Annotated in this window: 22 protein-coding genes; 10 read left to right on the plus strand and 12 right to left on the minus strand. The window is 72.4% G+C overall.

The window, feature by feature from the left end:
* Positions 1-330: 330 nt before the first annotated feature.
* The 3 genes from D581_RS0118275 to D581_RS0118285 all read right to left on the minus strand — a co-directional run bounded on the left by D581_RS0118275 (position 331) and on the right by D581_RS0118285 (position 3,509).
* Positions 331-1,380, minus strand: coding sequence for a hypothetical protein (locus tag D581_RS0118275; protein WP_018958659.1), 1,050 nt, complete (start codon positions 1,378-1,380; stop codon positions 331-333).
* A gap of 416 nt (positions 1,381-1,796) precedes the next feature.
* Positions 1,797-2,378 (minus strand): HD domain-containing protein, encoded by a 582-nt coding sequence (locus D581_RS0118280; RefSeq protein WP_018958660.1) that lies wholly within the window; start codon positions 2,376-2,378, stop codon positions 1,797-1,799.
* 12 nt (positions 2,379-2,390) lie between these two features.
* Positions 2,391-3,509, minus strand: a complete 1,119-nt coding sequence (locus tag D581_RS0118285; protein ID WP_026290643.1) for a helix-turn-helix domain-containing protein — start codon at positions 3,507-3,509, stop codon at positions 2,391-2,393.
* 120 nt (positions 3,510-3,629) lie between these two features.
* Between D581_RS0118285 and D581_RS1000000141660 the strand changes: the two genes are divergently transcribed.
* The 3 genes from D581_RS1000000141660 (at position 3,630) to D581_RS0118300 (ending at position 5,664) form a co-directional block, all read left to right on the plus strand.
* Positions 3,630-3,782: a hypothetical protein gene (locus D581_RS1000000141660; protein WP_018958662.1), complete on the plus strand. Its 153-nt coding sequence runs from the start codon at positions 3,630-3,632 to the stop codon at positions 3,780-3,782.
* A gap of 133 nt (positions 3,783-3,915) precedes the next feature.
* Entirely contained in the window at positions 3,916-4,215 is a 300-nt protein-coding gene (locus tag D581_RS1000000142160) for a hypothetical protein (RefSeq protein ID WP_018958663.1), read from the plus strand.
* A gap of 345 nt (positions 4,216-4,560) precedes the next feature.
* Positions 4,561-5,664, plus strand: coding sequence for a methyltransferase domain-containing protein (locus D581_RS0118300; protein ID WP_026290644.1), 1,104 nt, complete (start codon positions 4,561-4,563; stop codon positions 5,662-5,664).
* A gap of 71 nt (positions 5,665-5,735) precedes the next feature.
* Here D581_RS0118300 and D581_RS0118305 read toward each other — a convergent pair whose 3' ends face one another.
* From D581_RS0118305 to D581_RS0118315, 3 genes are all read right to left on the minus strand, one after another.
* Positions 5,736-6,260 (minus strand): GNAT family N-acetyltransferase, encoded by a 525-nt coding sequence (locus D581_RS0118305; protein ID WP_026290645.1) that lies wholly within the window; start codon positions 6,258-6,260, stop codon positions 5,736-5,738.
* 207 nt (positions 6,261-6,467) lie between these two features.
* A complete protein-coding gene (locus D581_RS0118310; RefSeq protein ID WP_018958666.1) occupies positions 6,468-7,310 on the minus strand; it encodes an ABC transporter permease in 843 nt (280 codons plus the stop codon).
* Positions 7,307-8,383, minus strand: a complete 1,077-nt coding sequence (locus D581_RS0118315; RefSeq protein WP_018958667.1) for a daunorubicin resistance protein DrrA family ABC transporter ATP-binding protein — start codon at positions 8,381-8,383, stop codon at positions 7,307-7,309. Before D581_RS0118315 ends, D581_RS0118310 begins: the two co-directional genes overlap by 4 nt.
* Before the next feature lie 127 nt (positions 8,384-8,510).
* On the opposite strand from D581_RS0118315, the gene D581_RS0118320 reads away from it, so the two are divergent.
* The gene (locus D581_RS0118320; protein WP_018958668.1) at positions 8,511-9,419 is read left to right on the plus strand and encodes a TetR/AcrR family transcriptional regulator C-terminal domain-containing protein; all 909 of its coding nucleotides are present in this window, start codon (positions 8,511-8,513) and stop codon (positions 9,417-9,419) included.
* A 31-nt stretch (positions 9,420-9,450) separates the two neighbouring features.
* Complete coding sequence (locus D581_RS0118325) at positions 9,451-9,855, plus strand: PPOX class F420-dependent oxidoreductase (RefSeq protein WP_018958669.1); 405 nt, start codon at positions 9,451-9,453, stop codon at positions 9,853-9,855.
* A 53-nt stretch (positions 9,856-9,908) separates the two neighbouring features.
* Here the strand turns inward: D581_RS0118325 and D581_RS0118330 are convergent, their stop codons facing one another.
* Positions 9,909-10,955, minus strand: a complete 1,047-nt coding sequence (locus D581_RS0118330) for a hypothetical protein (RefSeq protein ID WP_018958670.1) — start codon at positions 10,953-10,955, stop codon at positions 9,909-9,911.
* On the opposite strand from D581_RS0118330, the gene D581_RS0118335 reads away from it, so the two are divergent.
* On the plus strand, positions 10,954-11,724 hold the full coding sequence (locus tag D581_RS0118335) for a GDSL-type esterase/lipase family protein (protein ID WP_078625875.1): 771 nt from the start codon (positions 10,954-10,956) through the stop codon (positions 11,722-11,724). The two genes, D581_RS0118330 and D581_RS0118335, sit on opposite strands and share 2 nt — an antisense overlap.
* Positions 11,725-11,869: 145 nt before the next feature.
* On the opposite strand, the gene D581_RS0118340 is transcribed toward D581_RS0118335, so the two are convergent.
* Positions 11,870-12,523 carry a TetR/AcrR family transcriptional regulator gene (locus D581_RS0118340; RefSeq protein ID WP_026290647.1) on the minus strand — a complete coding sequence of 218 codons (654 nt, stop codon included), beginning with the start codon at positions 12,521-12,523 and terminating at the stop codon, positions 11,870-11,872.
* Positions 12,524-12,929: 406 nt separating this feature from the next.
* Between D581_RS0118340 and D581_RS0118345 the strand changes: the two genes are divergently transcribed.
* Complete coding sequence (locus D581_RS0118345; protein WP_018958673.1) at positions 12,930-13,808, plus strand: hypothetical protein; 879 nt, start codon at positions 12,930-12,932, stop codon at positions 13,806-13,808.
* Between the two features lie 94 nt (positions 13,809-13,902).
* Here the strand turns inward: D581_RS0118345 and D581_RS0118350 are convergent, their stop codons facing one another.
* Positions 13,903-16,212 carry an exo-beta-d-1,3/1,6-glucosidase gene (locus D581_RS0118350; RefSeq protein ID WP_018958674.1) on the minus strand — a complete coding sequence of 770 codons (2,310 nt, stop codon included), beginning with the start codon at positions 16,210-16,212 and terminating at the stop codon, positions 13,903-13,905.
* Between the two features lie 363 nt (positions 16,213-16,575).
* Between D581_RS0118350 and D581_RS0118360 the strand changes: the two genes are divergently transcribed.
* Positions 16,576-17,175, plus strand: a complete 600-nt coding sequence (locus D581_RS0118360) for a TetR/AcrR family transcriptional regulator (RefSeq protein WP_018958676.1) — start codon at positions 16,576-16,578, stop codon at positions 17,173-17,175.
* 259 nt (positions 17,176-17,434) lie between these two features.
* Here the strand turns inward: D581_RS0118360 and D581_RS0118365 are convergent, their stop codons facing one another.
* From D581_RS0118365 to D581_RS0118375, 3 genes are all read right to left on the minus strand, one after another.
* Positions 17,435-17,953 (minus strand): GerMN domain-containing protein, encoded by a 519-nt coding sequence (locus D581_RS0118365; RefSeq protein ID WP_486585849.1) that lies wholly within the window; start codon positions 17,951-17,953, stop codon positions 17,435-17,437.
* Positions 17,950-19,488, minus strand: coding sequence for a sensor histidine kinase (locus tag D581_RS0118370; protein ID WP_051114607.1), 1,539 nt, complete (start codon positions 19,486-19,488; stop codon positions 17,950-17,952). Before D581_RS0118370 ends, D581_RS0118365 begins: the two co-directional genes overlap by 4 nt.
* 212 nt (positions 19,489-19,700) lie before the next feature.
* Positions 19,701-20,417 (minus strand): response regulator transcription factor, encoded by a 717-nt coding sequence (locus D581_RS0118375; RefSeq protein ID WP_018958679.1) that lies wholly within the window; start codon positions 20,415-20,417, stop codon positions 19,701-19,703.
* Positions 20,418-20,552: 135 nt separating this feature from the next.
* Between D581_RS0118375 and D581_RS0118380 the strand changes: the two genes are divergently transcribed.
* Positions 20,553-21,221, plus strand: a complete 669-nt coding sequence (locus tag D581_RS0118380) for a hypothetical protein (RefSeq protein ID WP_018958680.1) — start codon at positions 20,553-20,555, stop codon at positions 21,219-21,221.
* Entirely contained in the window at positions 21,218-22,291 is a 1,074-nt protein-coding gene (locus D581_RS0118385; RefSeq protein ID WP_018958681.1) for a peptidoglycan-binding protein, read from the plus strand. Before D581_RS0118380 ends, D581_RS0118385 begins: the two co-directional genes overlap by 4 nt.
* Positions 22,292-22,355: the final 64 nt, after the last annotated feature.

The following is a 22,355-nucleotide window of genomic DNA, read 5'->3' on the forward strand; positions in this document are numbered from 1 at the left end:
CCCAGGGACCACCCCCGCGTGCGCGGGGACCACAGTTCGTGACCTGCGGGTTTATGTGCCCGAGGGGCTGTTTTTACCCACTTCTTGAGAAACGGACATATCTCCTCGGGGTGGCAAACCGTGCTGGCTTGGAGTTGGGCAGGTGCAGGGGTGATTCTGCCCTTTGCCGGTCGTGTGCGGTATCTCGTCTCTGCAAGAGGAGGGGCGTTCGTCGTCGTGTTCGGGACCTCGGAGACGCGTGGCTGCCATGCGGGAGGTTCGGTGATCTGTCGTGCGCTGTGCCCGTGGCTTGTGTCGGTCGGGGGTGCGAGTTGATTGTGGCGCTCGTGTTCAGACGGGTTTGAGCAGGTCGCGGAGGTTGGCCATGTGGGCCTTGACGTCAGCGATCTCGGCAGGGTGGGGCGGGGTCCCGTCTGCCGGGGAGTGGGCGGTGCGGCAGGGACGGCAGAGGCCGTCGGGGAGGGCTTCTGGCTGTCCGGGGCGTCCGCAGCCGGTGCATTCCATGAGGATGCGGCGCGTTGGTGCGGGAGTGCTGGGCGAGGCGTTCTCGTGGGGGAGCCGGGGTGGGATCTTGTCGGTGAGGCGGCGGCGGACGAAGCCGAGGGGGCTGTCGACGTGGGCGGGGAGCCCTGCGGTCAGGGCGCTGGTCAGGTAGTCGACGCTCACGCCTCGGGCGAGCCACTCCGCCGCCTGTGCTTCCAGGGCGGCGCAGTCGTCGGCGGAGAGGGCCAGGCGGTGATCGTCGCGGCCGAGGCGTGCCAGGGCGAGGTAGGCGGGAGACCGGCCAACTTCGGGGGCTCCGTGGGGCGTCGCGGGCACCGCGCCCGGGGCGGTCGCATGGGGCGGCGCGGCCTCGGCGTCCGGGGCCTGGTCGGGGGTGCGCTGGGGCGGTACGGCGCTGGGTTCGGGAGCCTGATCGGTACCGGAGCACTCCGGAGCGGGCGGAGGCGGCGGTTCCTCGGCCGGGACCCAAGGCGGCGGCGGTGCCATGTCGGAGGCGGAGGTTTCCGGTGCGGGGGCTGCGGCCAGGGCGGCCTTCTCGGTAACGAGGTACGCGTTCCACCACTCGTTGTCCCGAGCTGTGCGCGACCAGAACGTGCGGAAGACCCAGCGGGTCTCGTCGCCCGCACCTACGGCCGCGCACCGTACGCGCCGCAGATGCCCGGCGACGGACAAGGCGGTCAGGGAGGTGGAGATGGCCTGTTGGCCGTAGAGCGGGAGCTGCCTGGCGAGCTGCTTCACGCTCATCGCGGCACCCTCGGGGAGGTGGTCGACGAACCCGGCGACGTATCGCTCGCGGGTCGGCAGAAGTGCGAAGTCATGGGGCGCGCGGTCCTGTTGGTCCGGCGCTGAGCGTTTGCCGTAGCCGGGCTTGGCCATCGGGTACGCGGCGGAGCGTGCAGGAGCGGGCAGGGCGGAGCTAGGGTGCTGAGTAGCCAAGGGATCGGCTTTCTGGGTATCGATCTTGCGGTGAGACCCCGGCCTGGTGCTACAACACCAGTCGGGGTCGTTTGGTTCTCGCACCGTAAGCAGTCGTGACGCTGCGCCGCAAGCCGTCACGATTAGTCATACTTGCTGACCGTTGCGGGGTAGGGGAGGTAGGGGAGGTTTTGCCCAACCCTCTTCTTCTCCTACCGGTTAAAGAAGGCGCTCGAAGCTCGGGTCCCGCATCCCGAAGCCCGAGTCCCGGCACCCGAGCTTCGGGCCGAAGCCCCACTCACGTACCCCCGGAAGAGTGACCCGGCCCGTCCCGAGGCCCGAAGCTCAGTGCTCGGGACACGAGCTCCGGGGGAGGACTACTTCTTGCCCTCCCCCAGGGCTGCGCGCAGCCAATCAAGGCTCCCCTGCGCCAGCAGTTCGTCGGCCAGGCGGTTGGCGGTCCCGGTGACGAGTCGGCTGCGGCTGTTGTCGATCCAGCGCTGGGCGTTCTCGTAACCCTGGGCCTTGTACTCGATGCCCTGGAGCATGCACTCCAGCTTGTCCGCGTCCCGGGCGCAGACCGCCTCCGGTGACTCCTTCGCCTCGTACTCCGCGACCAGTTCACGGACCGCCGAGGCGAGCACGTCGGGCATGCCGGCCGTCTGGTCGGCAGTGACTTCCTGCGGGTCGCCGGCGGGCGCGTACCTCTTCCCGAGGTGGTTCACGTCCCCGGTCCGGGTCTCCTGCGTGTCGTGCCACACGGCGAGATAGGCGGCGCGCGCGGGGTCCGCGCCCTCCAGCTTCGCGATGATCGTGGCGATCAACGCCGTACGCCACGAGTGCTCTGCAACGCTCTCCGGATCACGGACCCCGGCCATCCACCACCCGCTGCGCCGCGTCTGCTTGAGCGAGCCCGCCTCGTACAGGAAGCGGCCCACCGCGGACAGGTCGTCAGCCACGACCCTCTCCTCTCACGCCTCGGCGAGGCGGATTGCATACCGGATGCCCTCCAGCTCCCGGCGCGTCCGTGCCGACAGCTCTCGACTATCCAACATCACAGGGAGGGATGCGCGTAGTTCGTTCCTGATCGCGGTTTCGGGTCGCAGAAGGTTGGGACGTGCGGCGAGCAGGGCCCACAGGGTGTGAACGTTCAAGTCGAAGAAGCCATGGTCCGGGGTTAGGCCACGAACCAGGTGGCGCATGAGTTTGTCGCCGGGCCACGGGCCTGGGTTCGTGGTGGCGATGAAGTCGTCGGAGAGTTGGATGTGCGGTGTCTCACCGATCCAGTAAGCCCAGTAATTGAGGTTTGCTGCCTCGCCTGCGTCGTTTTCGGCGAGTGTCACGCTGATGAAGTGCCTCATGCGGTCCCGGTCGCCCTGTCTGGCGGCGACGGCTGCGACCGAACGGGCATTGAGCCAGGCTGTCAGCCACCCGCCCGGGCGTTCGGTCCGTTGCTGCTGGGCCAGCCAGTCGGAGGTGTCGGAGGCGTCGTCATACCCGGCCAGGTAGAGGGCTTGACGGCGCAATAGAAAGCGGTCCTTGCCTCGCGCCTGCTCGGCGGCTTGACGCATGCGGGAGAAGAAGCGCCTGCGTTCGGCAGCGGACAGCTCGGGACCTCGCGGCGCGGGCCCCCTGCGCGGTCGCGGAGAGGCGGGTAAGGATCGCAACGGCGTTGGAGCCACGCCGTTGAGTGGCCAGGAAAGCAACTCGACCAGCTCACGCTGCATAACCCACGCGCCGATCGGGCTGTCCTCGGTGGGTACGTCCTCGTTGAGAGTGGCCGATAGAAGTACGTCGGCCTCCGTGGCCCGTTCCAGAGCGAGGAGCAGGACGGGCGCGCTGCCCAGGCGTAAGAGTTGATGGCGGTGTACGAGTATCTGCCCGACCGGGACAGCGGTCAAAGGCCGACGCCCCGATTCCCAGCCCGCGACGGTGTCGGGCGAGACCCGCAACTGCTCCGCGAGGGCCTCCTGTGTGTGGTCCAGCTGTTCGCGAATCCGGCGGAATACGTACCCGGACACTGTGCCGCCGCGGCTTCTTTGCGGCATTCCCCGACCGCTGGTCAGGGTGGTGCGTGATCCGCTGTCCATGGCGCCCCCTTTGCCCGTCGGGCACCCGTACCCGCAGTCAGTTCAAGCGGCGGCCCTTGCTCTCTACCGTCGTAGTCACAGTGACAGCCCTGCGACAGAGGGTAGTGGAAGGCGTTTGTCGTGACGATGACGATCAAGGTGTACGAGGTGGATCGCGAGGGTCGTGCCCGGGTGCTCCGGCCGGAGGTCGAGGTGATTCCGCTCGAAGAGCCGGAGTTTTCAAACGAGTTTGCCGCCTGCGAGTGCCGCCTCTGCGCTGGGGGCGATTCGTGAAGTCGGTGCCAGCACTGGAAGAAGACGCATACAGGGCCTGGCTCGGACACACTCAGCACTGCCCGACCTGCCGCACCGGCATCACCTGTCCTACGGCTGCCAAGCTCGGCTGTGCCTGGCGGGAGGCGCGCGGATGAGGTGCTACGCAGAGGGGGGCGCGCACGAGTTGCCGGTCGAGGGCGATACCGGTGCCTACTGTCCGGAGCATGAGGTGACGCTGTTGTGGCGTGGTGACCCGATTACGTCCGCTGATGTGACCGAGGGCGCGGCGGCCGACCTGGGTGGGTTGTCGGCGGGGGCGGACGGTCCGTACGGCATTGCTTGCCGCAGCGCCTTGGTGTCCGGACTGGCCGATGTGCACGCCCTCTGCCTGCGTCCGGACTGTGTCTGCCCGTGCCATGCGATGGCCACCGCTCTCCGGGAAGCGGTATGAGCATCAACTTCTCGGCAACGGATGTGCGTACCTGTGAGGCGTGTTGGCGTTCCTCGGTGACCGGCGCCCGGCGCACCGCTCGCGGCCGGGATCTGCTGTGCCGGGCGTGTGCCGAGAGCGGTCGTCCGCGTCGCGTCGATGTCTTTCCGCCGTACGGGATCTATGGGGTTTACGACCCTGCCAAACGAACTGTTGCACCGATCAGAGGAGATGGACGATGACCACCAACCCCGTACGGGCCGATGCCGGTAAGCATGGTGGGCCGCCGTCGGACAAGCCGTGGACGCCGCCCTCGGAGCCGAAGCCGACTCCGGACGGCAGTCGCCCTCAGTGCTTCCCGCAGCCGTGAGCGCCGCAACCCAGGCGCCCACCTATCCGGCGCTGGTGCAGGAGTTGGCCGATCGTGGGTTGCTCACCGGCGGATGGCGGCGGGTGTTTGAGGCTGTTCCGCGCAGTCGGTTCGTTCCGGAGTTGGTGTGGCGGCAGTCGCCCGACCGGTGTGAGGCGGTGGTGGGGGCGGATGCGTGGCTGGCGTTGGTGAACTCGGACGAGCCGGTCGTCACTCAGCTCGACGACGGGGTCGAGGGCGGTCCCGGTGTCGCGACGTCGTCGAACTCGATGCCCTCGATGGTCGCCCGGATGCTCGGGCTGCTTGATATCCAGGACGGTCAGCGTGTGCTGGAGATCGGGACCGGCACCGGGTACGTTTCCGCGCTGCTCTGCGAACGGCTCGGCGACGCTCTGGTCCACAGTGTGGAGCTCGACCCGGTCGTGGCCCGACAGGCGGCCGACGCCCTCGCGCAGGCCGGCTACCGGCCACACCTTCGCGTCGGCGACGGCGAACAGCCCTGGCCCGGTCTAGGACTCGTCGACCGGCTGGTCTCCACCTGCGCCCTGCGGTACGTCCCGTACGCCCTGCTCCGGCAGGTCCGCCCCGGCGGGGTCGTCGTGGCCCCGCTCGCCCGGGAGTTCTGGACCGGTGCGCTGGTCCAGCTTCGCGTTCAGGGCGACGGCACCGCGACGGGCCCGTTCTGCGGCGGGGCCACGTACATGCCGATGCGAGCCCATCGCGTGCCCGATCTTCACGAGGTGCGGGGCAAGGGGCGGGCCCGGGCGGCGGGCCTGGATCCCGCCCGGCTCCTCAATCTCGGGTTCGCCCTGTACGCGGGGGCCCGGCTGCCCGGCGTACGGCTCATCCACCAGAACACCGCCAAGGGTGTTCAGGTGTGGGTGACCCGGGAGGACGGAGGTGCTGCCACGACCGCCACCGGTGAGGAGGTGTGGCAGTACGGGCCCGGGTTCCTGTGGGAGGAGATCGAGCAGGCCTGGTGGGAGTACGAAGCGGTGGGGCGACCCGACGCCGAGGAATTCGGGCTGACCGTGACCGACCGGGGCCAGCAGGTGTGGTTACGCGAACCCGCCGACGTCGTCCGGCCCAGCAGGACGTAAGGACGTAACCCGCGTTAGGGCCTGCTCCGATTCGGGCCGTGCCATCACGACGGGCCGAATCGGAGTCGGCCCTAACGGGCCCCAGGCAAAGGCGGGTTGCCCGCCCATCGCCGTTCGCCGTCCTCCCACTCCCCGGTCGGCCGGAGGCCCGCCGCCGTGGCCACCGCCTCGGACGCGGCGTGGTCGGGGTGGACGTGGGCGACGAGCTCCCGGACGCCCCCGGCCGCGACCAGGTGCGCAGCCAGGCCCTTCGCGGCCTCGCTCGCGTAGCCCCGGCCCTGCCACGGCGTCCCGACGACCCAGGCGATCTCCGCGCGAGGTCCCCGTACGGTCGCCTGCACGTATCCGGCGAGGCTTCCGTCCGCACGGATCCGGAGCACCCAGTTCCACCACAGCTCCCCCGGGTCCGGCGAACCGGCGCTCTGCCGCTCGTAGCGGGACCGCAGCGCGGCCGGGTCCGGCGGGCCGCCGCCGGTGAACACGTACAGTGCCGGGTCCGCGAGGACGGTCGCCATCTCGTCGGCGTACGCCGGTTCGAGGGGGAGCGCGTCGAGGCGGGCGGTGGAGAAGGGCGGGGGCGTGATGGTCGTCGGCACGTTGGCCGACCCTACGCCGACCACCGGCCCCCGGCACCTGCGTTTCCGCAGCTCACGGCCAGCACGTCCGGCCCCCCACCGGCTCAGCCCCCCACCGGCTCAGGCCCACACCGGCTCACCCCCCAGCGGCTCAGGCCCCCCCCCACCGGCTCAGGCCCCCACCGGCTCAGGCCCCCCACCGGCTCAGGCCCCCACCGGCTCAACCCCTCACCGGCTCAGTCGCTGGAAGCGGCGCACCGCCAGCGGCAGGAACACCAGCGTGATCACGAGCGGCCACACCACAGCCATCAGCAGGGCGTGCTCCTCGACCCAGGTGCCGCCGCCCGCCACGGGGTTGCCGAACAGTTCGCGGGTGGCCGTCGCCGTCGAGGAGATCGGGTTCCAGGCGGCGATCGTGCCCAGCCAGTCCGGCATCAGGGACGGGGCCACGAAGGTGCTGGAGATCATCGTGACGGGGAAGGCCACCGCGTACAGCCCGCCCGCCGCCTCCGGGGTGGGCACCAGCATGCCGAGCCAGACGCCCACCCAGATCAGGCTGAACCGCAGGAGCAGGAGCAGCCCGAACGCCCCGAGGCCGGCCATCACCCCGCCGTCCGCACGCCAGCCGATCAGCAGCGCGGTGACGGCCAGGATGGTCAGTTCGGCGGCGGCCACCACCAGGTCGGCCGTCCCGCGTCCGGAGGCGAAGGCGGAGGGAGCCATCGGCATGGACCGGAAGCGGTCGACGACCCCCTTGGAGGCGTCGGTGACGACGGCCACGGCGGTGTTCATGAAGCCCATGGCCATGGTCATGGCGAACATGCCGGGCATCAGGAACTCCCGGTAGTCCCCGCCCCCGGGCACCTTCATCGCGCTGCCGAAGACGTATCCGTACAGCAGGACGGAGAGGATCGGGAAGCCGAGCTGCCAGACGACGGCGGAGGGATGCCGCTGGTAGTGGGTGAGGGTGCGGCGGGTGATGTTCCAGCAGTCGGAGACCGCCCAGAAGACGGAGGCTCGGTCGCGGACCGGGCCCGTCGCCTCAGCGGGGTTCCTTTCGCGTGTGGTCATGCCGCCGCCACCTCTCGTGCGTCGCGGTTTCCGGTGGTGTCGCGGTTCCCGTTGGCGTCGTGGTTCGCGGCGTCGCCTGCCGCACCGTGGCCCGTCAGGCGCAGGAACACGTCGTCCAGGCTCGGCCGGCGGAGCCCGATGTCCTCCACCGCGATCCCTGCGTCCTGGAGGCTCCGGGCCACCTCGGTGAGTGCGGCCACCCGGTCGGCGACCTGGGCGTGCACCCGGCGGGCGGTGGCGTCGGTGACGACGAGCCCGCCCCCGGCCACCCGGTCGACGGTCCTCGCCACCGCGTCGAGGTCTCCCGCGTCGGCGGCCACCACCTCGATCCGGTCGCCGCCGATCCGGTTCTTCAGCGCGTCCGGGGTGTCGTCGGCGATGGCCCGTCCCCGGTCGATGACGGTGATGTGCGAGGCGAGCCGGTCCGCCTCGTCCAGGTACTGCGTGGTCAGCAGCACGGTCGTACCGCCCGCCACCAGCGCCCGCACCGCGTCCCAGACCTCGCCCCGGCCGCGCGGGTCGAGCCCGGTCGTCGGCTCGTCCAGGAAGAGCACGTCGGGCTGGAGGATCATCGAGGAGGCCAGGTCGAGCCGTCGCCGCATGCCGCCGCTGTACTCCTTGGCGCCCTTGTCGGCGGCCTCGGTCAGGTCGAACCGGTCCAGCAGTTCCCCGGCGCGCTGCCGGGCCCGGCGGTTGCCGAGGTGGAAGAGCCGCCCGAACATCTCCAGGTTCTGCCGCCCGGTGAGGCCTTCGTCGACGGCCGCGTACTGGCCGGTGAGCCCGATCCGGCTCCGTACGCGGCGGGGTTCGCGCGCCACGTCGAGCCCGGCGACCTCCGCCCGGCCCGCGTCGTACCGCAGGAGCGTGGCGAGGATCCGCACGGCGGTGGTCTTGCCCGCCCCGTTCGGGCCGAGCAGGCCGTGGACGGTGCCGGGGCGCACGGCGAGGTCGAACCCGTCGAGCGCCCGCTTCTCCGTCCCGCCCTTGCCCCGCCCCCGGTACCGCTTCACGACGCCTTCGGCGAGCACCGCGTACCCGGACGCGGGCCCCGACCCGGTTTTTGGCATGAGCATGCCGCAACCTCCCTGTTCTCGACCGACTGGAAGCTAACTGAGTACACCGTACCCCTAAATTGGGTACGGCGTACTCCGATACGGGTACGGCGTACCCAACTCCGTTCCGGAGCACTACGCTGGCCCCATGGCGAAAGACGGATCGACAGCGGCGACGGACGACACGGCCACCGGGAGCGGCGACCTCGCGCGCAGCCTGGAACTCCTGTGGGGCACCGGGGACCGCCCCAGCCGCGGGCCCAAACCGGGGCTCTCGCTGGACCGGATCGTCACCGCCGCCATCGCCGTCGCGGACGCGGAAGGGCTGGCAGCCGTCTCCATGCGCCGGCTCTCCACCGAGCTCGGCACGGGCACCATGTCGCTCTACCGGTACGTCCCCGGCAAGGCGGAACTGCTGGACCTGATGCTCGACCGGGTGCTGGGTGAGCCCCTGCCCGCCGACACGGAGCTTCCTGTCGAAGCGCCCCCCGCCGACTGGCGGGCGTCCATCGACGCCATGGCCCGTACCTACCTGGACAACCTGCGCGCCCACCCCTGGCTGCTGAAGATCAACCAGGCGCGTACGGTGCTCGGCCCCAGCGCCCTGCGCGGCCTGGAACTCTCCCTCACCGCGCTGAGGTCCATGGGCCTGCGCGACCCCGAGCTGATCGGCGTGATCATCACGGTCAACAGCTTCGTGGAGGGTCTCGCCCGCACCCAGGCCGACGCGGCGGAGGCGCTGCGGCAGACGAGGCTGAGCGACCAGGAGTTCTGGGACCACCAGCGCCCCTACCTGGAGCGGGCCATGCTCAGCGGCGCTTACCCGATGATGGCGGGTCTGTCGGAGGACGCCTTCAGCTCCGAGTTCGACCACTTCGAGTTCGGGCTGCGACGGCTGATCGCCGGCTTCGAGGCTTTGGTCGCGGAGCGGACCGTGGCGGGGACGGCGGAGGGGACGGCGGAGCAGACGGCGGAGCGGACAGTGAGGGAGACGGCGGACGGGGCGGCGGACCGGACCACGGGCCAGGCCACGGAGCGGACGGCGGCCCGGAAATGACAGCGCCCCCGGCCCGTGCCCCAATGGATATATGGACGCCAGCCGGGAGCTCGCTCCTTTCGTCAAGCAGTACGCCGTCCTGCTGAGCACCCACCGGCAGGACGGGACCCCCGTCGGCACACCGGTCAACATCGCCGTCGAGGGCGATCACGCGTTCATCCGCACGTTCTCCTCCGCCTGGAAGGTGGAGCGGATGCGCAACCACCCGCAGGTGGAGATCGCCCCCTGCACGGTCCGGGGCAGCCCCACCGGACCGCAGATCAGGGCGCACGCACGGCTGCTGCGGCCGGGCACGAAGGAGAACACGCACGCGGCGCGGATGCTGTCGCGCAAGTACCCGGTCGTGCAGGGCGTGCTCGTCCCGCTCGCGCACCGGCTGAAGCGGGACCGGACCCTGCACTATGAGGTGTGGCCGGTGACGGACGACGACACCTGAGCCGCGCCTGAGCCCGAGCGAGCCGCGAACGCCCCGGCCGCCGCAAGCTCCGCCTACTTACGCCGCCGCTTCAACGCGAACCAGACGGCCACGGCCCCGACGAGGACGGCTGCCCCGAGGGTCGCGTTGCCGCTGCCGCCCTCATCCGCGTCGCCGGCGCTCCCCGGGTCGCCGCCCTTCGAGGGGGACCCGGAACCCTCGCCGGACCCGGAGCCGGACCCGGATCCCGGACCGCTGTCCGGCCCGCCCTCCGTCTCCACACGGACGACCTCGCCGCCGGCCCCCTCCGAGCCGAACATCAGGGCCGAGCCGTCCGCCGTGTACGTCACCGACTCGGCCTGCCGCTGGAACGGGGCGGCGACCGACCGGTCCTCACCCAGGCGGCCCTTCTCGAAGGCGTACGCGCGGGCGCTGAAGTACGAGCGCAGCACCAGCCGGGTCCCGTCCGGCGAGAAGGCCCCGTCCGTGACCCACGGCACCTCGCCGACCCGCCGGAACACGTTCGGGGAGTCGGCGGTGAGCTTCGCGGGGCCTTCGTAAAGGCCGCCGCCGTCCTCGTTCTTGGAGGCGATGTAGACGCGGCCGGTCTTCGGGTGGACCATCAGCGCCTCGGCGTTGCGGGCCCCGTCGGCGTACGTCACGTCGTACTGCACGGCCGTGACCGTGGCGTCGCGCAGGGTCTTCGGCTCGGGGAAGCGGTAGATCCAGACGTGGTCCCAGGTGCCGTCGAGGTTGTCGCCGATGTCACCGACGTAGAGGTCTCCGTCCGGCCCGATCGAGATGCCCTCGACGTCCCTCGGCTCCCCCACGCCCCGCATCGTGATGGTCGCCAGGGTCTTCCCGGTGCGGGAGTCGACGGCGTAGACGTAGGGGCCGTCGTCGCTGTCGTTGTGCGTCCAGTAGACGCCGGGGTGCGCACGGCTGGCGGCGAGGCCGCTGGACTCGGTGATACGGGGGTCCTCGATCGTGAAGTCACGGTCGGGCCGTCCGTCGTCGGCCACGGCCGGACCGGCCCCGGCGAACAGCGGAAGGGCGACGGCGAGAGCGGCGGCGAGGGTGGCGGCGGCGCGGCCCGCCGGGCCGGTCGGATACGAGCGCATGGCCCAAGTGTCCATCGTCACGTCGCAGGCCGGAGCCGTGATCGGCCATGATGACGCCATGCGTTTTCTCCCGGTCGGCGATTCCATGACCATCGGCGCCACCGGCGACTTCACCTGGCGCTACCGCCTGTGGCAGCACTTCGAGGAGATCCCCGGCCTCCGGTACGAGATCGTCGGCCCGCGCACGACGCTGTACGACATCGAGGCGGACGCCCCGGTCTCCCACGCGTACGCCGACCCGTCCTTCCCGCCCGCCGCCCGCCGGCACTTGGCCGGCTGGGGCGAGGGCTGGCTGCACATGGCCCCGGTGATCGCGGACGCGGTGCGGGAGGCGGAGGCGGACGTCCTGCTGGTATCGCTCGGCCTGATAGACCTCGGGTTCTACACGGACGCCGAGCAGACGGCGGCCAACGCCCGCGCGTTCATCACGGCGGCCCGCACGGCCAACCCGCGCCTGCGCATGGTGCTGCTCCCGGTGATACCGAACATCCGGGCCGTGACGGACGCCCCCTTCGCCGCCTCCTGCGCCCGCTTCAACGACCTCCTCGCCAAGGCCGTGGCCGACCTCGACGAACCGTCCTCACCGCTCCTGCTGGCCTCACACCCCACGGCGTACGACATCCGCACGGACACCTACGACGGCACCCACCCCGGCCCGACGGGCGAGCACAGACTCGCCGCCGCCTTCGCCGACGCGATGCACCAGGCGTGGGAGCTGGGCGGACCGTACGCGGGCCGGCCGGTTCCGGCGCTGCCCTTGCCGGCCTGACCAGCGCCCCGGCCTGACCAGCGCCCGCCCGACGCGCCGCTGACGTTCCCGCCGGCCAAGAGGGCCTCGGCCCCCCGGGCTCGCTCGCCTCGCTGCGTACCACCGGGGTCCCCGAGCCCCGACCACCCCGGCGCACCACCCCGACTCACCCCGTCGGCTCACCCACCGACCGCGATCCCAGCATCGACAGCGCCAGCTGGGTCAGCTCCCCCGAGACCTCCCCGGGGCGGGCCCGGCGGCTGCGGCGGGTGTGGTGGGCCATCAGCTCGTGGACCGTGCCGACCATCACCATCACGTCGACCCGGTGGTCCCGGTCCTCCGCCTCGCCGCGCTCCACCGCCCGTTCGGCCTCCCCGGTCAGGAACTCCGTCCACAGGGCCCGCCAGAGCTTGCAGTGCTCGTCCACCACGGCGCTCACACCCAGCACCTCGACGAACGTCACCCGGGCCTCGCGCGGGTCTCTGGTGACGGCCTCCACGTACGCGTCGAAGAGCAGTTGGACCCGCTCCACGATCGAGTGGTTCTCGATGCCATCGGCCTGGAGTGCGTTCTCCGCCGCCCGCAGCCCGGTCGTCGTGACCCGGTTGTGGAGGGCGATGAGCAGTCCCTCCCGGGAGCCGTACTCCTGACGCAGCACCTCGACCGGCACACCGGCCGCCGCGCACACATCGTGCTCGGCGGTGGCCCGGTATCCGTTGATGCCGTACAACTCCCTGGCTGCTTCCAGAAGTTGTTCGCGCGCCTGTGTGCGCGCGGCATCCCCGGGCCCGGTCCGTTGAACCGTCCAGCTCTCCGCCACCGGTCCTCCTTGAGCGCAAGGTGCGGGAGAGGGGCCTGCGCGCCTCTGCACGAACCGCCGCCCCATTGTGCTCGCCCCACCGCCGTCCGGACGGCCACGCCACACCCATATGGGGGAATACCCACACGCGGAAACGCTTCTTCTTTACGCGCCCCGGGTGCGCCCCGGCTGCGCCCCGAACTCACCCCGCACCCACCCCGCATCCACCTCGCACTCGTCCGGCACTCACCCCGCGAGAGCCCTACGAGAGCCCCGGCAGAGCCCCGGCAGGGCGCGGCCAGAGCACCGCCAGAGCACCGAGACCCCCGCCTTGAACGCGTTCAAACAGCTCTGCCACCATGGTCGTAGCTGCCGCCCCGATGGGGGCGTGCCGCGTGCGTCACTGTGCGCAAGGGGGAGTGAAACGGTGGAGAAGAAGCGTCCGTACGGGCTGTCGCTGCTGCTCTCGACGGTGATCCTGCTGCTGGAGGCGGTGCTCGCGCTCGTCGTGTCCGTCCTCCACGGGCTGACGCGGCAGTCGTGGGCCATGACCCCGACCGGCGGCTCGCCGCTGTCCGTGGTGCTGCTGCCCTTCCTCGCGCTGTTCGCGGCCACGGCCGCCGCCGCGCTGTCGATGGCCTTCGTCCTCCCCACCGCATCGCTGAGCGACGCGCTGGGACGCCGGTTCGGCGGGCGGGGGGCCTGGTGGTGGGTTCCGGCGGTGGCGGCCGTCGTCTCCCTCCTCCTCGTGGGCGCGACCACCGTCGTGACCGGCTCCATGGAGCCCGCCGGCGTCGCCCGGGGGTGGCTGCTGACCACGGTCGCGCTCACCGTTCCGGCGCTGGTCTGCCGCTCGCGCCGGAAGCGGGTCTTCGGCCCGGTGTTCCTGTGGGGTCTGACGACCGTGGTCCTCACCGGTGTGCTCGGCGGCGTCGCGTTCGGTACGGGCGTCCTGACGATGTATCGCCCGCCGTCCGTCGCCCGCGCCGAACTGGTGGGGACCTGGTCCGACGGAAGGGGCGGGCTGCTGACCCTCACGGCCGACGGCCGGGCCACGGTCTCCGGCCTCGACGGCACCTCCGGTGAACGCGGCGAGGCCTGTGCGGGGGGCGGCACCTGGGGATACGGCACGGGAACGAGCCGTCACGCCCGGGGAGTCGGCGTGGACGTGCCCACGTGCGGCCCGACGCTCTGGGACGTCGGCGGCACCGAGGACCGGCCCACCCTCCACCGGACCGTCGTGCGATCCGTCGAGCCGGATCGCGTGGACCGGTACGAGCTGACGAGGACGTCCGACGGCTCCTGACCGGACGCGCCCCCTGCCACCGGTGCCGTGCGCCCCGGCCACCACCGGCACCGTGCGCCCGGCCCCCCGACCCCCGGCCCCCCGGCCCCCCGGCTCAGTCCTTGACCGTGAACTCCCCCCGCAGCAGCGCCTCGTCCCGGGACGACGGGCCCACCAGCAGCTCGAAGCGGCCCGGCTCCACGACGCGCCGGCCCTCCGCGTCCACGAGAGTGCAGTCGGCCGCCGGGAGTTCGAAAAGGATCTCCTGCGACTCCCCGGGGGCCAGCGCCACCTGCCGGTAGGCCTTCAGCTCCTTCTCCGCCCAGGTCACCGACGTCACCGTGTCGCTCACGTACACCTGCACCGTCTCCAGCGCGGGCCGCGCCCCCGTGTTCGTCACCGTGACCCGGGCCCGTACGGTCTCCGACACGTCGACCACCGACGTCAGCACCTCCAGGTCCGCGTAGTCGACCGTCGTGTAGCTCAGCCCCTCGCCGAACGCGAACGCCGGGCGCTGGGTGAGGTCCGCGTAGCGCGAGCCGTGCTGGCCGCGCACCTGGTTGTAGTACGTCGGCTGCTGGCCCGCGTGCCGGGCGAAGGACAGCGGCAGCCGGCCGGTCGGCTCGATCAGGCCGAGCAGCAGCTCCGCGACCGCCCGGCCGCCGAGCATCCCCGGGTTGGCCGCGTACACGATCGCCGCCGCGCCGAGCGCGGAGGGCGGCAGCACCAGGGGCTTCGAGCTGATCACCACGACCACCAGCGGCTTGCCCGTCGCCGCCAGGGCGTCGAGCAACGCCACCTGGTCGCCGACGAGTTCGAGCGTGGCCGTGGACTTGCCCTCGCCGATCAGCTCGATCCGGTCGCCCACGACGGCCACCACATGGTCGGCGGCCTCGGCGGCGGCGACCGCCTCCGCGATCAGCCGAGCGTCGGGGGCCGCCGGGACGACCACCTCCGGGCGGGGCTGGCCGTCCGGGAAGAACGCGCCCTCCGGGTCCGGTCCCACGTCGAGGATCCGGGCCCCGGGCGCGTACGCGACGGTCCAGTCGGCGGGCACGTGGCCGCGGAAGCCGTCGAGGACGGTACGGATCATGGCGCGCGGCTGGCCGTCCGGCAGCCAGTCGGCCTGGCCCGACGAGCCCGCCCAGTCGCCCAACTGGGTCTGCGCGTCATCAGCGTTGGGGCCGATGACCGCCACCGTACGGGGACGGGGACGGGGGCTGGAGCTGTCGGCGGCGAGGGGCCTGCCCCGGCCCGACTCGTCCGCCGTCAGGCCGCCCGCGAACGGCAGCGTGCCGTCATTGGTCAGCAGCACCAGCGAGCGGCGGGCCGCCTCCAGGTTCAGCACGGCGTGCGCCCCGCTGCCGATGACCTCCGCCTGCCGGGTCGCGTCGGGGTGGCGCGGGTCCTCGAAGAGGCCCAGCTCGAACTTGAGCGTCAGGATCCGGCGTACGGCGGCATCGATCTCGGCCTCCGTCAACGCACCCTGCGCCACGGCCTCCTGGGCTCCCGCGAAGAAGTCGGACGTGGTCATCACCATGTCATTGCCCGCGCGGACCGCCGCCGCAGACGCCTGCGCGTAGTCGGCGTAGACCTTCTGCTCCCACACCATGCGGCCGACGTTGTCCCAGTCGGTGACCAGGGTCCCGGTGTAGCCCCACTCACCGCGCAGCACCTCGTTGAGCAGCCAGTTGTTCACGGTGATCGGCACGCCGTCCATCGACTGGTAGCCGAGCATGAACGTACGGCAGCCCTCCTTGGCGACCCGCTCGAACGGCGGCAGGAACCAGGAGCGCAGCTTGCGCCGCGAGATGTCGGCCTCGCTGGCGTCCCGGCCGCCCTGGGTCTCCGAGTACCCGGCGAAGTGCTTGGCGCAGGCCAGGATCGCGGTCGGGTCGCCGAGGCCGTCGCCCTGGTAGCCGCGCACCATCGCGGAGGCCAGCTCGCCGATGAGGAACGGGTCCTCGCCGAACGTCTCGCTCACCCGGCCCCACCGCAGGTCCCGGGTGATGCAGAGCACCGGCGAGAACGTCCAGTGCACCCCGGTCGCCGCGACCTCGACCGCCGTGGCCCGGGCGATCCGCTCCACCAGCTCCGGGTCCCAGGTGGCGGCCATCCCGAGCTGCGTCGGGTAGATCGTGGCCCCCTCCCAGAAGGAGTGCCCGTGGATGCAGTCCTCGGCGACGAGCAGCGGGATGCGCAGCCGGGTCCTCCCGGTGAGCACGGCGGCCTCGCTCACCCGCTCCGGCGAGGCGTGCAGGATCGAGCCCGCGTGCAGGTCCTCGACGAGGTGCCGCACCCCCTCCTTGGCGTTGAGCTGGAGCATCTGGCCGACCTTCTCGGGCAGCGTCATGCGCCCCAGGAGGTCGGCGACCCGCTCCGCGACGGGCAGCGCGGGGTCGAGGTACGGCGGCTTGAGGCCCACAGGAGTTCCTTTCACGAAAGCACTCCGCCGTACCGTACGCTCAATCCCGACCGCTTGGTAAGTATTGGGGGAACCGGGATTCGCTCCTGTGAGAATCTGGGCCGGAGCGGAGGGAGCGGCGGTGCGAGAGAGGTGTCCGATTCCGATGACGACGGCGAGTACGGGTTCAGCGGGTTCCATAGGTTCAGCGGGTTCCCCGGGGCCGGCCGGCCTGGCGGGTTCGGCGAGCTCCATAGGTTCGGCGGGTTCGGCGGGTTCGGCGTGTTCCACGGGTTCGGCGGGTTCGGGCGGTACGGCGGGCCTGGCGGGTTCGGCGGGTTCCCCAGGGCCGGCCGGCCTGGCGGGTTCGGCGGGTGATCGCGCGTGACCTCCGGGACTCCGCGCGGCTACGCCAAGGGCCGGGCCAAGCGGACCGAGATCCTCGACCAGGCGATGGCCCTGTTCGGCGAGGCCGGCTACCGGGGCGCGTCGCTCCGGGTGATCGCCACCCGCTGCGGCATATCCCACCCGGGCCTCCTCCACCACTTCCCGACGAAGGAGGCCCTGCTCCTCGCCGTGCTCCAGCACCGCGACGACGTGGACGACGCGTGGCTGGCCCTGGGCGTGACCCGGGGCGTCGACCATCTGCGGCGGCTGACCGACCTCGCGGAGCTGAACGCGAAGCGGCGCGGGATCGTCGAGCTGTTCTCGGTGGTCGCGGCGGAGGCCACCTCCCCCGACCACCCGGCGCACGCGTACTTCGAGGCCCGCTACCGCACCTCGCTCGCCAACACCGAGCTGGCCTACCGCCAGGCCCGGGAGGCGGGCGAACTCCGGGAGGACGTCGACCCGTCGGCCGCCGCGCAGCAGCTCATCGCGCTGATGGACGGCCTCCAGATCCAGTGGCTGATCAGCGACTGCGCGACGGACATGGCGGGCGTGCTGCGGGCCCACGTCCAGACGCAGGTGACCGTACGGTTCTGACGGACCTGCCGCTCCTCCCGGCCGGCCAGCGGGCCCCGCACACACAGCCTGGCACTCCGCCCGCTGCCCGCCCATGGCCGGGCAGCGGGCCCCACTCCCACGGCCGGGCAGCAGGCACAGACCCCACGGCCTGGCACCCCGCCGCGCCCCGCCCCACGGCCTGGCAGCGGGCCCAGCCCTCACGGCGGGGCACCCCGCCCCGCCCTCACTGCCCGGCACCCCGACCCGCCCTCACGGCCGGGCCCGCCCGCCGCGCCCCTCAGCCGCCCAGATACCCCGCGCACCGCAGCGGCCCCAGCACCGGCCCCTCGCCCGGGCGGATCGTCACCTCCACGTCGTTCGCCCGGACCCCGGCCTCGCGCACGGACTGGAAGCTGGCGATCGTGCAGACCAGCTGCCCCGTCACCTGTTCCCGCGCTTCCGCCCAGTACGAGCCCTCCAGATCCACGGTGACGCGGGGCCCGTCCCCGGTCACGCTGTAGCCGCTGGGGGCGTGGAGCAGGGTGGTCAGCCCCTCGCGCCGCTCGGCGGCCGTCGGCCCCTGGGCGAGCAGCTTCATCACCGCGTCGAGGCTGCTGATGTCCCGGTCCAGCACGGGCACGGCCCGCAGCCCGGTGTCGGAGGCGTAGTACAGCCGCATCCCGCGCGTCAGCCCGGTCGCGGGCTCGCCCGCCTCTATCACCCCGGTCGGCTGGACCCCGCACCCGACGAGTACGGCCCCCAGCACGGTGAGGACGACCCCCCGCGCCGAGGGCACGGCTCCCCGCAAGCGCCTCACTCGTCCTCCTCCTCGCGCCGCAAGGGCAGCCGCAGCGTGAACACCGCGCCGCCCTCCGGCCCTTGGCCGACCTCGATGGTCCCGCCGTGCAGCCGCGCGTTCTCCAGCGCGATGGCCATGCCGAGGCCGCTGCCCTGCCCGAAGAGTTCGCCCTGCCCGATGACTTCGCCCTGCCCGATGACTTCGCCCTGCCCGATGGCTTCGCCTTCTCCGAGGGATTCGGGCTGCCCGGGGCCGCCACCCCGGCCGCCGTCATCGATCGTGCGGCGCGTGCGCGCCGCGTCCGCCTTGTAGAACCGGTCGAAGACCCGCTCCCGGGCCTCCGGCGGCAGCCCCGGGCCGTGGTCGGCGACCTCCAGCGTCACCCGGTCGCCGCCGGGAGCGGCCAGGGTGACCGTGACCGGCGGCGCCCCGTGCCGCAGCGCGTTGCCCACCAGGTTCGCCACGATCACGTCGATCCGCCGCCGGTCGACCACGGCCCTTACGTCCTCGCGGAGTTCGACGGCCACCCGGTCCGTCCACCCGCGCAGCGCCAGCGACGCCCGTACGGTGTCGGCGAGGTCCGTCGGGGCCGCGTTGAGGCGGGCCGCCCCGGCGTCGAAGCGGGAGATCTCCATCAGGTCCTCGACGAGCCGGGACAGCCGGGCGGTCTCCGCGCCGACGGTACGGGCGGCGTGGGCGGCGTCCGGCGGCAGCTGGTCGGCGTCCTCCTCCAGGACCGTCGCCACCATCGTCATCGCCGCCAGGGGCGTGCGCAGTTCGTGCGACACGTCCGCCACGAACCGCCGCGCCTTCGCCTCCTGCACCCGCAACTCCGCGTCGGACGCCTGGAGAGCGTCGGCGGTCTCGTTGAACGTCCGCGCCAGGCCGGCCAGTTCGTCGTGGCCACGGACCGCGACCCGGCTGCCGAGGTCCCCGGCGGCGAGTTCGCGGGTGGCCCGTCCCAGCTTCCGTACCGGCCGCAGGACCGTCCCGGCGGCCAGCAGTGCCAGCAGCGCGGCCAGCACCACCACGGGCACGGTCCCCGTCCGTACGGAGTCCAGCAGGGCGGCGGTGTCGTCGCGCTCGGCCCGCAGGTCGGTGATCACGAAGACCTCCAGGCCCGACGTGCGCCGGTCCCCGTCGGCGTACGTCACGGGCGTGCCGACGACCAGATAGGGATCGCCCCGCCACTGGACCCGCTGGAACCGGGCCCCGTCCCCCGAGCGGACGGCGGCCCGCAGCTCGGTGGTGATCCGGCCCTCCGTGTCGGCGGACGCGTCGGAGACGGCGGACAGGTCCTGGTGGCGGGCGACCACGATGCGCGCGCCCAGGCCCTCGGAGACCTCCGCCGCGAACCGGGCCAACGCCCTCTGGTCGGGCGGCAGGTCGAAGCCCGCGGCGACGGAGGCGACCCGCTCCCGGACGTCGTTCACGGCGGTGTTCTGGGTGCGCTGGAGGACGGCGGTGCGGGCGTCCCGGTAGGCGAGGGCGGTCGCGGTCACCGCGCTGACGAGGGCGACGAGGACGAAGGTGACGACGAGCCTGACCCGCAGCCCGCCGACGAACCGCCGCGAGCCGTGCCCGACGGCGCGCCGGTACGAGCGCCGGGCCTCCGGGGGTCCTCCCGCCTGGGGCCCCGGATGGGAGGACCCCCGTGGGCCCGGGTGGGAGGACCCCCGGAGGCCCGGGTGGGAGGGCGTCGGGGGGACGGGCCGGGCGCAGCCCGGGGGGTCGGGCCGGACGGAGCCCCTGCCGACGGGCCGTCTCACAGCGGCCCGAAGCGGTAGCCGAAGCCCCGCACGGTCTGTACGTACCGGGGTCTGGCCGGCACGTCCTCGATCTTGGCCCGCAGCCGGCCCACCGCCGCGTCCACCAGCCGGGAGTCGCCCAGGAAGGTGTGGTCCCACACCGAGGCGAGGAGCTGCTCCCGGGTGAGGACCCGGCCGGGCGAGGCCGACAGCTCCAGCAGGACCCGCAGCTCGGTGGGCGGGAGGGGAACGGCCGCCCCGTGCTTGGTGACGGTCAGCCCGGCCCGGTCGATCACCAGACCGGCGTGATCGGTGCGGTCGGCTTCGGGGGCCCGCCCGGCGGGCCCCTGCCGGGGGTACGGTTCCGCGCGGCGCAGGGCGGCCCGGATGCGGGCCTCCAGGACGGGCGCGGTGACCGGCTTGACCACGTAGTCGTCGGCCCCCGCCTCCAGCCCGGTCACGATGTCCCGGTCGTCGCCGCGCGCGGTCAGCATGATGACGGGCAGCGTCGCCGTACGGGCCCGGATGCGGCGGCACACCTCGAAGCCGTCCATGCCGGGCAGCATCAGGTCCAGCACGGCCAGTTCGACCCGCGCGCCCCGCTCCCCCGCCAGCAGCGCGAGGGCCTGTTCGCCGGTGGCGGCGGTCTCCACGCCGTACCCGTGCCGGCGCAGCACGAGCTCCATCCCGTCCCGTACGGACGCGTCGTCCTCGATGAGCAGCACATGCGGCATGGGGCCGATTATGCGCACGCCCCGGCCGCCTCCGCCTCCTCCCCCCGAGGACGGATGAGCAGGTCGGAGGCATTGTTACGTTTCCATCATCTGGCCATGGACGGGCCGTCATCCTCGGCGGCCAGCGTGAGGCCCATGAGCTTCCCCACCTCCACCGCCGGGCTCCGCCTGGCCGCCTTCGTGGCCCTGCCCGTCCTCGCCCTCACGGTCGCCTGCGGCGACGACGGGACCTCCGGGACCCGGAGCCACGACGCCGTCGCCGACGTACCGTCCCCGAAGAGCGAGCCGTCCAAGGCCGCGAGCAGCCCGGGCACTCCGAGCACTCCGGGCACTCCGGGCACTCCGGGCGCGAAGCAGGCCGGCAAGAGCGCGTACTACGACGCCCAGGTCGCGTTCGTCCAGTGCATGCGCGCCAAGGGCGGCTACAAGGACTTCCCCGACCCCAAGCTCAGCGGCTACCTGGACTGGGAGAAGATCAACGAGATCGGCTCCCAGCCCGGCCGCAACGAGGGCATCAAGGCCGGGAAGAACCACGTCTGCCTGGACGAGCTCCAGGCGTCCATGGCGGTCGAGCCCAAGCGCGACCAGCAGAAGTCCTACGAGTCGATGCTCGCGCACGCCCAGTGCATGCGGGACAACGGCATCAGCCGGTTCACCAACCCGGTGATGTCCGGCGGCAACACGGTGCCCGGCGGCGACCCGAACCCGGCCTCCCCGGTCTACGACCCCGAGTCGCCCGCGTACAAGGAGGCCCGGGCGGCGTGCGAGTCGAAGCTGCTCGACGGTCTGGACGGCATGCAGTGAAGCGTTCCACCACCGCTCTCCTCGCGCTGGGCGCGGTGACCGCCGCCGTCGCCGGGGGCGTCCTGTTCCTCGGTTCCGGCGACGGGGCGGGCACCCCAGGCAGGGGCGGCGACGGCCTCCCGCCCGCCACGGCCGCCGTCGTCCGCACCGACCTCGTCCTCTCCCGGACCGTCGACGGCAGGATCGACTTCGCCCAGCGCCGCGCCGTCAAGGCCGCCGTGGAGGGCACGGTCACGGTGGCGGCCGTCGAGGGGAAGACCGTGACGCGGGGGCAGGCCCTGTATGAGCTGAACGACAAACCGGTCACGCTCCTCTACGGGCCGGTCCCGGCGTTCCGCGAGATGAAGGCGGGCGACCGGGGCAGCGATGTCCTCCAACTGGAGCGAAACTTGCGGGACTTGGGCTACGGGGCCGGGCTGTACGTCGACACGGAGTACGGCGAGGACACCGAGGCCGCCGTCAAACGGTGGCAGAAGCACCTCAACCGCGAGCCCACCGGGAGGGTCGGCCCGGGCGACGTCGTCTTCCAGCCCGACCGGGTCAAGGTGGTCTCCGCCGACGCGGCCCTGGCCGACCAGGTCGCCCCGGGCGGGCCCGTCCTGACGATCGCCTCCACCGAGCCGGTCGTCCGGGCCCTCCTGGACCAGGCCGACGGCGCGCTCACCGCACGCGGTACGAAGGTGGAGGTGGCCCTGCCCAGCGGGAAGACCGTGCCCGGGAAGGTCGCCGGGACGGTGCGCCCGGAGGAGGGCGGTACGGAGGACGAGCCTCCGGAGGGCATCACCGTCGAGGTCGTCCTCGACGGTGGCCCCGGCGCGGCCGCCGGCGAGGACGCCGAGGCGGCGGCGAGCGTGACGTTCGTCAGCGAGGCCCGCGAGGGGGTCCTCGCGGTGCCGGTCGAGGCGGTGGTGGCGCTGCGCGGCGAGAACGGAGGGTACGGACTCCAGGTCGTCCGGGGCGCGACCTCGTCGATGGTCCGGGTGGAGACGGGCATGACGGCCGACGGGCAGATCGAGGTCAGCGGCGCGGAGCTGCGCGAGGGCATGAAGGTGGGGGTGGCGAAACCATGACCCAGCCGCCCTCCCGAGCCCCCGACAACCGCCCGGCCCCCTTGGGCTCCTCGGCCTCCGAGAC

This window comes from Streptomyces sp. CNB091, from assembly GCF_000377965.1.

Bases quoted from the DNA above. Each gene is read 5' to 3' on its own strand.
- D581_RS0118320 (WP_018958668.1), top strand. From the start codon at position 8,511: ATGGCGAAAGACGGATCGACAGCGGCGACGGACGACACGGCCACCGGG.
- D581_RS0118380 (WP_018958680.1), top strand. From the start codon at position 20,553: ATGAGCTTCCCCACCTCCACCGCCGGGCTCCGCCTGGCCGCCTTCGTG.
- D581_RS0118310 (WP_018958666.1), bottom strand. From the start codon at position 7,310: ATGACCACACGCGAAAGGAACCCCGCTGAGGCGACGGGCCCGGTCCGC.
- D581_RS0118335 (WP_078625875.1), top strand. From the start codon at position 10,954: ATGGCCCAAGTGTCCATCGTCACGTCGCAGGCCGGAGCCGTGATCGGC.
- D581_RS0118285 (WP_026290643.1), bottom strand. From the start codon at position 3,509: ATGGACAGCGGATCACGCACCACCCTGACCAGCGGTCGGGGAATGCCG.
- D581_RS0118275 (WP_018958659.1), bottom strand. From the start codon at position 1,380: ATGGCCAAGCCCGGCTACGGCAAACGCTCAGCGCCGGACCAACAGGAC.
- D581_RS0118330 (WP_018958670.1), bottom strand. From the start codon at position 10,955: ATGCGCTCGTATCCGACCGGCCCGGCGGGCCGCGCCGCCGCCACCCTC.
- D581_RS0118375 (WP_018958679.1), bottom strand. From the start codon at position 20,417: ATGCCGCATGTGCTGCTCATCGAGGACGACGCGTCCGTACGGGACGGG.
- D581_RS1000000142160 (WP_018958663.1), top strand. From the start codon at position 3,916: ATGAGGTGCTACGCAGAGGGGGGCGCGCACGAGTTGCCGGTCGAGGGC.
- D581_RS0118315 (WP_018958667.1), bottom strand. From the start codon at position 8,383: ATGCTCATGCCAAAAACCGGGTCGGGGCCCGCGTCCGGGTACGCGGTG.
- D581_RS0118325 (WP_018958669.1), top strand. From the start codon at position 9,451: ATGGACGCCAGCCGGGAGCTCGCTCCTTTCGTCAAGCAGTACGCCGTC.